This window comes from Corallococcus sp. 4LFB, from assembly GCF_046520365.1.
GTDB lineage: Bacteria > Myxococcota > Myxococcia > Myxococcales > Myxococcaceae > Corallococcus > Corallococcus caeni.
In genome coordinates, this window is record NZ_JBKGHJ010000327.1 from 1 (window position 1) to 10,119 (window position 10,119).

Here is a 10,119-nt window from a genome sequence, read left to right on the forward strand (position 1 = left end):
GGCCGGGCTTCCTGGGCGTGGGCCGGGGCGCCACGCACGTGGAGGACGCCTTCGGCGTGACGGCGCTCCTGGACGCGGAGCAGTACGCGGCCGTCAGCACCGGCCCGGAGCAGCCCCTGCTGGTGCTGGGCAGCGCCGGCAGCGGCAAGACGACGGTGGCGCTGCACCGGCTGGCCAAGGTCGTCTTCGACGACGCGAAGACCTACCCGCAGGCGCGCACCAAGGTCGTCGTCCCGGAAGCGGGCCTGGCCCGGCTCACGCGCCGGCTGCTCGCGCCGCTGGGCCTGGGCAAGGTGTCCGTGGAGACGCTGGAGGCCTGGTCGCTGGCCACGGCGCGCTCCGCCTTCAGCCTGCCGGGCATCAAGCTCTCCCCGGAGACGCCCGCGCTCGTCACGCGCTTCAAGCGCCACCCCGCCCTGCGCCGCGCGCTGGCCGGCCGCGTGCCGGTGTTCAAGGGCAAGGCCCTGCCCCCCACGCTGGACCGGCTGCGCATCAAGCTGGCGGACGCGTACCTGGACCGCGCCTTCCTGGAGGCCGTGGTGGCGGACGCGAAGGGCGAGTTGCCGCGCACCGTGGTGGCGGAGGTGATGGAGCACACGAAGCAGCAGACCGCCACGCCGCTGGCGCGCCAGTACAAGGGCTACGACGCGGACAGCCTCATCACCGTGGACGGGCGCGCCATCGAAGCGGACACGCCCGACGCGCTCGCGGGCACGGTGGACCCGGACGACCTGCCCATCCTCATGTTCCTCAAGGCGCAGCGGGGCGCGCTGGGCGCGGAGCGGCTGGCGCACGTGGTGCTGGACGAGGCGGAGGACTTCTCCCTCTTCGAGCTCTTCGTCGTCAGCCAGCTGCTCGGCGACAGCCGCAGCTGCACGCTCGCGGGGGACGAGGTGCAGCAGACGGCGGCGGGCTTCGCCGGCTGGGACGCCGCCCTGGAGGAGCTGGGCCTCCGCGACGCGGCCACCTGCCGGCTCCAGGTGTCCTACCGCTGCCCGCGCCCGGTGGTGGAATTGGCGCAGCACGTGCTGGGCACGCAGTCCCCGGCCAACGCCGCCCGCGCCGGCCGCGAGGGGGCACCGGTGGGCTTCCACCACTTCCCCGACGAGGCCCAGGCGTGGCTGTTCCTGGGGGACGCCCTGCGCGACCTGGTGCTGCGCGAGCCGCACGCGTCCGTGGGCGTCATCGCCAGCAGCCGTGAGGCCGCCCAGTCCTTCCACCGCGTCATCAAGGAGATGCCCTGGGCGCGGCTGGTGCTGGAGGGGGACTTCTCCTTCGAGCCCGGCGTGGACGTGACGGACGTGGACAACGTGAAGGGCCTGGAGTTCGACTACGTCGTCCTGCCGGACGTCACCGCGCGCGCCTACCCCGCGGACGACGAGGCCCGCCGCAGGCTGCACGTCGCCGTCACCCGCTCCTCCCACCAGCTGTGGGTGGCCTCCTCCGCCGTGCGCTCGCCGCTCATCCGCACCTTCCCCGGCGCGGACGGCGCGGCGTAGGGCTGCCGGGGCTCAAGAGCTTCAGGGCTGACGGCCGCCACCGGCCCGCCACTCCTTCTGCCGCTCGGCGTGGGCCTCCCGGCGCGCCAGCGCGTCCGACTCCTGGCGCGGAAGCTCCGCCAGCCGCGCGCGGTGCAGGTTCACGCTCAGCTCCAGCAGGCCCCTGTGCTCCGAGGGCAGCTTGTCGCCGTAGTCCTGCAGCATCGTGGTGGCGAAGGTGATGGCGTCCTCGGACACCTGGCGGCGGTGCTCGTAGTACTGGTGCACTTCTTCTTCCGTCGCCTCGTTGGCCAGCACCTTGCCGTAGAGCGCGTTCCACTTCGCCTTCACCCCTTCGCGGCGGCGCAGCTCCTCCGGGTCCTTCGTGGGCACGTCATTCTCCCAGTACAGGTTGCCCGGCAGCTTCGCGCGCAGCGCCTCCAGGTCCACCGGATAGGGGCCGGCCTCCTCCTCCGGCGCCGCCTGCACCTGCGCCGCGCGCGCCCACCAGGTCCAGCCCGCCGTCCTTCGCGCGGGGCACCGCGGGCGTGGACGCGAACACCGGCGGGGGCGCCGCGGGGCTCTGGACCGCCGGGGGGGGCCACCGGCGGAGCGCCGTCCTCCGGGACCTGTCCGCCCAAAACAAGCCACGCCCCCACCGCCAGGACCAGGACTCCCGCCGTGCCCAGGGGCAGCTTCCACCGCGCGTGCGTGCTCATGCCCAAGGCCATACCGCGCGGCCCACACCCGCCGCAACCCGTGTCACCCCACCCCGCCAACGCACCGCGCAATTGATACATTTAAAACATGGCGTTGCGCGTCAATCCTCGGCGCCCGGCTGACGCGAGACAGCAACCCCAGTCCTCCCGGATGGAATGCTGCACCCGCCTTGGAATTCACTATTTTCACCGGTAGCGAAGTTTCCCTGCTTCCGGCTGATAAACAAAGACGTATCATCCGCGGCCGCAACCCCATTCACTCCCCCTTGGAGGAAGCCGCATGAGAAGTCTTCTCTGGATGAGCCTTCTGGCCCTCTCCGCCCCCGTGGGCACCGCGCGTGCCGAAGTGCTGGTGGAAGGCATCGTCGACGTGCTGGTGGACGGCGGCAACAACTACGCCTGGCAGAAGGTGGCGCTGCCCGGCCTCAAGTGCGGCAACGGCTCGCAGTACAAGTTCTTCGTGCACCGCACGAGCTCGCCCAACCTGCTGTTCATGATGGAAGGTGGCGGCGCGTGCTGGGACTACGATTCCTGTAGCGGCCGCCTGGGCATCCTGGGCGCGGCGAACCCCAACGGCATCTCCGACGACTACATGACGCAGTTCACGGCCAAGTACGTGTCCCCCATCGTCAACGGGGCGGACCCGGGCCTGCCCTTCCGTGACCGCAAGGACATCATCACGAAGGACTGGAACATCGTCTACATGCCGTACTGCACGGGCGACGTGCACATCGGCAACAACGCCAAGACGTACGTGGACACCACGGGCGGCCAGGCGCCGCTGACCTGGTACCACAACGGCTACAACAACACGCTGGCCGCGGCGAACTACGCCAAGCAGAACTTCCCCAGCGTCCAGAAGCTGCTGGTGACGGGCTACAGCGCGGGCGGCACGTCCACCTCCGCCGGCTACTACTTCATCCGCAAGGCCATCAACCCCGCCAAGGGGTACATGATCAACGACTCCGGCCCCATCTTCATGGCGCCGAACTCGAACTCCCTGTCGCGCCCGCTGCACGACAAGATCCGCTCGTCGTGGAACCTGGACTCCGTGTTCAGCCAGCTGCCGGCCAGCTTCAACATCAACGACATGGGCACCATCAACCGCATGGTGGCCACGGAGTTCCCGAACGATCAGCTCGCGTACACGGGCTACACGATGGACTACAACTACTCGCGCTATTCGTATGAGCGCTTCAAGACGCCCAACGACGAGGCGTCCATCCACGCGTACTGGAAGGTGGACCAGGACGCGTTCGTGAACGAGCTGAACAAGTACAACAACTTCAGCTATTTCATCCCGCACCAGCGCGACATCAACGCCAGCCACTGCAGCACCATCATCACCTTCGTGGGCGCGCACGCCTGCCAGCGCATGGAGAAGAAGTACTGGTACGAGTACGTCTCCAGCCCCTGGCAGTCCTGGGCCTGCCACAGCGAGATGGTCCCCATGGACGTCTTCCTGTCGCGCTTCATCGGCGGCAACCAGCGCGTCCGCATCTACGAGCCGGCCAACAACTACAACAAGGAAGACGCGGGCATGAGCATCCTCGCGCCCCTCATCAACGGCGCGCTCGGCGGGTAGTCCCCACCTTCGTCGTCCCTGAAATGAAAACGGGAGCGGGCCCCAGGGGTCCGCTCCCGTTGTCTTTTCAAGCCCGGGCGGGCTCAGGTGAGGCTCAGGTGAGGCCGGGCAGCGTGCCCGTGTAGTCCGGGTGGCCGAAGCGGTCCACGTTCACGCCGAAGGCCTGGGCAATGGAGGTGAGCAGCTTGTTGTGCTCCACCGCGCCCGGCAGCGGGCTGCCCGGGCCGGGCCACGAGCCCAGCGGGTCCTTGCCGGGGCGCAGGGACAGCATGCGGCCCATGCGGAACTTCCCGCCCGCGCCGCCCGCCAGCACCGTGGGGATGGACACGTTCATGTGGCCGGCGGCGTCCCCCAGCTCGTTCCCCCACAGGATGAGGGTGTTGTCGAGCACCGTGCCGCTGCCCTCCGGGATGGCCTTCAGGCTGTCCATGAGGCGCGCCACCTGTTCGGCGTACCACCGCTGCACCTGCACCATGCGCAGGCGGATGTTCGTGCGGTCCGGCTCGGCCTGCGTGTCCGTGCGGTGGGCGATGTCGTTGTGGATGTCCTCGTCAATGCCAATCCACGGCATGGACGGCCCGGGGATGGTCATGGTCACCACGCGCGTCAAGTCACACGCGAACGCGCGGGCGATGAGGTCCATGTGCAGCTCGGTGAGGCCGGGCATGTTGTTGATGTCGCCCAGGTCGCTCAGCGCGTCGGAGGGCGCGTCCGGCCGGGCGCAGTTGAGCGCCCCGGTGTTGGTGAGCCGCCGCTCGATGTCGCGCAGCGCCGCCAGGTGCGTGTCCAGCTTGGTGCCCTCCGCGGCCGCCAGCCGGGACTTCAGCCGGGTGGCGTCCTTGATGAGGTAGTCCAAGAGGCTCTTGCGCTTGGACAGGATGGCCTGCGCCTCCGCGGGAGAGCCGCCCAGGCTGCCGAAGAGGCGCTTGTAGACGTTGGCGGGGTTGAGCTCGAAGGGCACGCGCGAGCCGTTCTCCGTGAAGGAGATGCTGTTGTAGACGTGCTGGGCGCCGAACTGCTCGAAGGCGTGCAGCTGCAGCGAGCGGAACTGGGTGACGCCGCCCACCGCGTTGCCAATCACCTGGTCCAGGGACGGGCCGGACGGCAGCTCGTCACCGCTGGACACCTCCACCTCGCTGCCGGTGAGGAAGGTGACGGGGCCGCCCTCGTGGCCGGTGCGGCCGTGCTCGTAGAGGACGCGGTAGTCCAGGCCGTCCAGCACCAGCAGCTTGTCGCGGTGGCGCTGGAGCGGCTGGAGGACGGAGTTCTCGAAGTCGATGTTGAAGCCCGTGTCACTGCCCTGGGGCGTCCAGTACTCCGGCAGGAAGCCATGGGGGGTGAACAGGGCGATGAAGCGCAGGGGCGCGGCGTCGGCCGCTTCGGCCACGGAGCTGGTGAGCAGGTGCGCGAAGGGCGCCGCCATGGCCGTGCCGGACAGGAGCTTCAGGAGGCTGCGTCGGGAGAAGTCGCGGGGCATGGAGGTCAAAGCTCAACGGGTGGGCAGACGCCGCTGCGTGAAGGAAGCCGAGCGCACCAGGCTGACCAGCGCCTCGGTGATTTTCAGGTGGTCCGTGCGGTAGGGGCCCGAGCGCATGGCGGCGAGCAGCTCCGCGTCCGACGCGTGCTGGTCACGCCCCATGGCGTAGCGCACGAACTGGAGCGGCACGCAGTTGGCCAGCTCCTCGCTCTTCGTCAGGTAGCGCGCCAGCTGCGCGCCGCCGGTGAAGCTGCCCAGGTTGGTGGTGCCGTCCGCGGCCATCACCGCGCCGCTGGCGTCCACCTGCTTGCCGTTCTCCTCCGTGCGGTGCTGCCCCAGGCCGTCGAAGTCCTCCATGCCGAAGCCCATGGGGTCGATGATCTTGTGGCAGCCGGCGCAGTTCGGGTTGTTGGTGTGCGCCGCGAAGCGCTCGCGGGTGGTGGCGTTCTCCGACAGGGCCGGGGGGATGGTGGACACGTTGGCCGGCGGCGCGGGCACCGTGCGGCACAGCATGCGCGTGAGCACGAACTTGCCGCGCTTGATGGGCGAGGACGAGTCGAAGTGGGCGTACGTGGACATCACGCCCGCCTGGGTGAGGATGCCCTGGCGCTCCGGGGGCAGCGTCACGCGGCCCAGGCCCGTGTCGTCGTCCACGTTGGTGCGCTCCAGGCCGCCGTAGAAGTTCGCCAGCGTCTCGTCCACGAAGGAGTAGTTGGCGCCCAGCAGCTCCTCCACGGAGCCCGCGTGGTCCTTCACGACGGAGTCGATGAACGCGTCGCGCTCGCGGACCATGGAGTCGCGGAAGTCCACGCTGTAGTCCGGGTACACGAGGTTGTTCTTGTTCACCTTGGACAGGCCGCCCAGCCCCAGCCACTCGATGAAGAACTGGCGCAGCTTCAGCTGCGCGGCGGGCGTCTTGAGCAGCCGGCGCGCCTGCGCCTCGCGCTCGTCGGGGGACGACAGCGTGCCGGCCTTGGCGGCGGACAGCAGCGTGGCGTCCGGCGGACCGCCGGTGATCATGAAGGACAGCTCGGAGGCGACCTCGTAGGAGGTCAGCTCCACGACCTGGCCCTTGCGCGCGGTGTCCGGGCCCAGCTCCGTGCGGTACAGGAACGACGCGGAGGAGAAGAGGGCCTGGAGCACCAGCTCCGCGCCCGTCTCCATGGTCCCGCCCTGCTTGCCCTGGTTGAAGAGGGCCAGGAGGTCCGCCTCCTCCTCCGCCGTCACCGGCCGGCGGAAGGCGCGCTCCCCCACGCGCTGGATGAAGGACCGCGCGCACTCATCCTGCGTCTTGCCGGAGGGGCACGCGTAGAGGTCACTCAGCTGTGACTTGCCCTGCTCCGCCAGCGTCACCGCGGCGGTGTCGATCTGATCCGCCAGCAGCGACGTCACCTGGAGCCGCTCATGGGTTGAGAAACCGAGGATGGTGTCCTCGGCCGCGAAGCCCTGGGCGACGTCCACGGGCGTGCCCAGCACCGCGGAGGCGGACTTGTTGTACTCGTCGCGCGTCAGCCGGCGCACGCGCGCGGGCGCCGCCGCGCTTTCAGGTGCCGCGTCCTGCCCACCGATGTTGCCGGTGCAGGCCGCGGCGGACAGCACGAGAGCGGAGGACAGGTAGAAACGACGCAATGGCATGATGTCTGGCATTCCTCGCACCCGCACGGCCTGACAGACGACCGGCGCACAGGCGGACGGCATTGTACTGGTTGCCCCCCACGCGCGCAGAGGGGATTTCATTTCCCGGCGTTTCAAACTGCCCCGAGGAAGAAGCCGCCCTCACGGCGCAGGAAGTGCGCACGCACCTGTCAGGTGCGCACACGTTGCGGGGCGACTCAGGGCGGGACCTCCTCGCCCCGCGCCTTCCACCAGGGGTCCCCGTAGCTGATGAAGATCTGCTCCCCGGGGTGGATGTCCCGCAGTGCGTGATAACGGAACACATCGCGGTCCTCGGCGCGGCTGTAGGACGCGTTGGGGTCGCTCGCGTGATTGTAGATCATCCCGTAGCCCATCACGAGCGCGACCCACTCCCCTTGGCGGGGCGCCTCGTCGCGGTGCCAGCGGACCTCGAAGACGTAGTCGTCGAGCGGTTCGCCCTGGCACTGCTGCCGCGGAACCTTGAGGTAGTGACACTCCTCGATGAGCGCTCCCGCCGCGATGAACGCGTCGGTGAAGACGCCCATCCCCCACTCGCACGGCCGCACCTTCACGCCGGGGTGGAGGAACAGCGCAGGGCCCAGGTTCATGGAGGCATCTTCTCCGATACCGGTGTCGTCCACGCGGAGCGAACCATCGCGCAGGACGGGCGGCCACGGGAAGCGGTGGCGGGGCGCTACGGCCTTCCCCGGCTCGCGGTGCCGTCAGCCTGCCTGCCCTCCGGGCGCGGGGCGGCGGAAGGCGTGGCGCAGCAGGTACAGCCCGGGGAGCAGGGGCAGCCACAGGGTGAAGCCGCGCAGGAGCAGGGTGCCCGCGAGCGCGGCCTCCACCGGGACGCCGAAGAGGTTGAGCATGCCCACGGACGCGGCCTCGTAGGTGCCCACGCCGCCGGGGATGATGGACACCGTCTCCGCCATGGAGGCCACCATGAAGCTGACGAACACGGTGCTCAGCGGGACCTGCTGCCCCATGGCGCGCAACATGGCGCCCAGCGTGGCCGCGTCCAGCACGTACACGCCCAGCTGGAGCACGACGCCGCGCGCGAGCAGGCCGGGGTTGAGCAGCATGCCGGGCGGCACCTCCGCGATGGCCTTGAGCAGGGTGCCCAGCGCCGGGATGCGCCGGGCGAAGCGGCCCGGCTTCCACTCGCGGTGCCGCGTGGCCCAGAGGATGGCCATGGGGATGATGAGCGCCACCACGCCGAAGCCGGTGACGAGCCATTGGATCCAGTCGTTCAGCTCGGCCCTTCGCCAGAGGAAGAAGAGGCTCACGCCCACGCCCAGCGCCTGCGCGAGGTAGAAGCACAGCACCGTGAGCAGCACCGCGCCGGCGGAGGTCCCGGGGCTGGCGCCCTGGCGGCGCAGCCCGCGCCCGACGAGCAGCGACCCGCCCACGCCGCCGGTGGGAATCACCTGGTCGAGCGCGAGCTTCATCAGCGACAGCCGCGCCAGCGCCCAGAGCGACGTCTTGATGCGCGCCCGGTGCAGGACCATCCACCAGATGCCGGACACGCACAGGTAGGTGCCCACCTGGCACGCGGCGGCCACCAGCAGCCACGCGGGCCGGGCCTGCCGCACCAGCTCCAGGAAGTGCTGCTCCTCCGTGTGCCGCGAGAGGATGAACGCCAGCAGCGCGATGAGCACCAGCGCCCCCGGAATCCACCAGCCCCGCCGACGCCGCGCCGGGAGCACCAGCGGTTCGTCCAGGGTGGGAATGGGCTCCGCGCGAGTGCCCTCCATGCGTCTCCTTCCACGGAATGGGATGGCTTCGAGAAGGATGCGCTTCGTCGCCCCAGGGGACAGGTGCCGGAGCACGCCGGCCCGCCTGCCCTCCGGGCCGGAACACAGGCACCCGGCTGACTGTTCGCGGGGGCGGTCTGGTAGAAGCCCGCGCATGTCCGACGACATCCTCGTGCTGGCGTACGCCGGCTGTGACACCTGCAGGAAGGCCGTGAAGTGGCTGGAGGCGCGGGGCGTGGCCCACCGGGTGCGCCCCATCGTGGACCAGCCCCCCACCGTGGCGGAGCTGCGCCAGTGGATCGCGAAGCGCGGCGTGTCCGTGCGCAAGTGGCTCAACACCAGCGGCCAGAGCTACCGCGCGCTCGGGAAGGAAAAGGTCGACGCGGCCTCCGACGCGCAGCTGGTGGAGTGGCTCGCGAAGGATGGGAAGCTGGTGAAGCGGCCCGTGCTCGTCACGAAGGACGCCGTCACCGTGGGCTTCAAGCCGGAGGCCTACGAGGCGCTGTTCCCCCCTCACGCGTCCTGAGGGCAGGCGGGCGGACGGGCCCCCGGCCGACCGTCGTCGCGCGCCGGGCGGGTTGCCACGTTGAGTGGACATGGAAATCGGATCCAGACGCCCGCTGGGGGAGATCCTCCTGGAGCTGGGGGTGCTCGACAAGGGCCAGCTCCGGTTGGGGCTGGTGCACCACCACGAGGTCCACGTCCCCCTGGGGCGCGCCCTGGTGAGCGAGGGCGTGTGCACGGAGGCGGACGTGCTGCGCGGGCTGGCGGTGCAGTTCGACGTGGACGCCGTGGACCTGGACCGGCACCCGCTCGACCGTTCCCTGACCGCGCTGGTGCCCGCGCGCATCGCCCGGCAGTACGGCGTCGTGCCGCTGGAGCTGGAGACGCGCGAGGACCGCGAGGTGCTCCACCTGGCCGTGCCCGCCCCGCTGTCGCTGGACGCGGTGGATGACGTGCGGGCCGTGTCCGGCAAGGCGCGCGTGGAGCCGCACCTGGCCTCCGACGGCGCCCTGTCCCGCGCGCTCAGCGCCCTCTACGGCATCCGTGAGACGGAGGGCCCCGCGCCACAGCCGCGCCGTCCAGCCGCGCCCAGCCCGCCGCTGATGCTCTACGGCTGGCCGCCCGTCACCGCGGTGCTCATCTCCCGCACGCTGGCGCGCAACGGCATCACCTCACGCGTCGCCACGCCGCTGGAGGTGCTGCACACGCGTGGGAGCGACGTGGTGCTCGCCCCCCTCCAGGCCATGGAGGGGCTGCTGGCGGGCGAGGTCCGCATCGGGGCCGCGCTCATCGTGCACGCGACGTCCGACGACGAGGGCTTCGACCGGGCGCGGAGGCTGGGGGCCCGTGGCTTCCTGGCCAACCCGCGCGACGAGGAGCTGCTGCTGCGCGCCGTGCGCAGGCTGCGTCCGGACGCGGGCAGCGAGGACTCCTGGCCGCGCCACTCCTGAGCGCGCGCGGAGGC

Annotated in this window: 9 protein-coding genes; 4 read left to right on the forward strand and 5 right to left on the reverse strand. The window is 70.4% G+C overall.

Going from position 1 to position 10,119, the window contains the following annotated elements; all coding sequences use genetic code 11:
• A partial coding sequence (locus ACLEQD_RS28645) for an ATP-binding domain-containing protein (RefSeq protein ID WP_410388325.1) occupies positions 1-1,499 on the forward strand: 1,499 nt, incomplete at its 5' end.
• Between the two features lie 21 nt (positions 1,500-1,520).
• Here ACLEQD_RS28645 and ACLEQD_RS28650 read toward each other — a convergent pair.
• The gene (locus tag ACLEQD_RS28650; protein ID WP_410388327.1) at positions 1,521-1,967 is read right to left on the reverse strand and encodes a hypothetical protein; all 447 of its coding nucleotides are present in this window, start codon (positions 1,965-1,967) and stop codon (positions 1,521-1,523) included.
• 528 nt (positions 1,968-2,495) lie between these two features.
• On the opposite strand from ACLEQD_RS28650, the gene ACLEQD_RS28655 reads away from it, so the two are divergent.
• Positions 2,496-3,782 carry a pectin acetylesterase-family hydrolase gene (locus ACLEQD_RS28655; RefSeq protein ID WP_410388329.1) on the forward strand — a complete coding sequence of 429 codons (1,287 nt, stop codon included), beginning with the start codon at positions 2,496-2,498 and terminating at the stop codon, positions 3,780-3,782.
• Positions 3,783-3,876: 94 nt separating this feature from the next.
• Here ACLEQD_RS28655 and ACLEQD_RS28660 read toward each other — a convergent pair whose 3' ends face one another.
• The 4 genes from ACLEQD_RS28660 to ACLEQD_RS28675 all read right to left on the reverse strand — a co-directional run bounded on the left by ACLEQD_RS28660 (position 3,877) and on the right by ACLEQD_RS28675 (position 8,651).
• Positions 3,877-5,259 carry a DUF1552 domain-containing protein gene (locus ACLEQD_RS28660; RefSeq protein WP_410388331.1) on the reverse strand — a complete coding sequence of 461 codons (1,383 nt, stop codon included), beginning with the start codon at positions 5,257-5,259 and terminating at the stop codon, positions 3,877-3,879.
• Between the two features lie 12 nt (positions 5,260-5,271).
• Positions 5,272-6,894 (reverse strand): DUF1592 domain-containing protein, encoded by a 1,623-nt coding sequence (locus ACLEQD_RS28665; protein ID WP_410388332.1) that lies wholly within the window; start codon positions 6,892-6,894, stop codon positions 5,272-5,274.
• A gap of 197 nt (positions 6,895-7,091) precedes the next feature.
• On the reverse strand, positions 7,092-7,502 hold the full coding sequence (locus tag ACLEQD_RS28670) for an SET domain-containing protein-lysine N-methyltransferase (RefSeq protein ID WP_410388334.1): 411 nt from the start codon (positions 7,500-7,502) through the stop codon (positions 7,092-7,094).
• A 114-nt stretch (positions 7,503-7,616) separates the two neighbouring features.
• Entirely contained in the window at positions 7,617-8,651 is a 1,035-nt protein-coding gene (locus tag ACLEQD_RS28675; RefSeq protein WP_410388336.1) for a lysylphosphatidylglycerol synthase transmembrane domain-containing protein, read from the reverse strand.
• Positions 8,652-8,805: 154 nt separating this feature from the next.
• Between ACLEQD_RS28675 and ACLEQD_RS28680 the strand changes: the two genes are divergently transcribed.
• Both ACLEQD_RS28680 and ACLEQD_RS28685 read left to right on the forward strand, forming a co-directional pair.
• Entirely contained in the window at positions 8,806-9,177 is a 372-nt protein-coding gene (locus ACLEQD_RS28680; RefSeq protein WP_410388337.1) for an arsenate reductase family protein, read from the forward strand.
• Positions 9,178-9,247: 70 nt separating this feature from the next.
• Positions 9,248-10,105 carry a hypothetical protein gene (locus ACLEQD_RS28685; RefSeq protein ID WP_410388339.1) on the forward strand — a complete coding sequence of 286 codons (858 nt, stop codon included), beginning with the start codon at positions 9,248-9,250 and terminating at the stop codon, positions 10,103-10,105.
• The last annotated feature ends 14 nt before the right edge of the window (positions 10,106-10,119 follow it).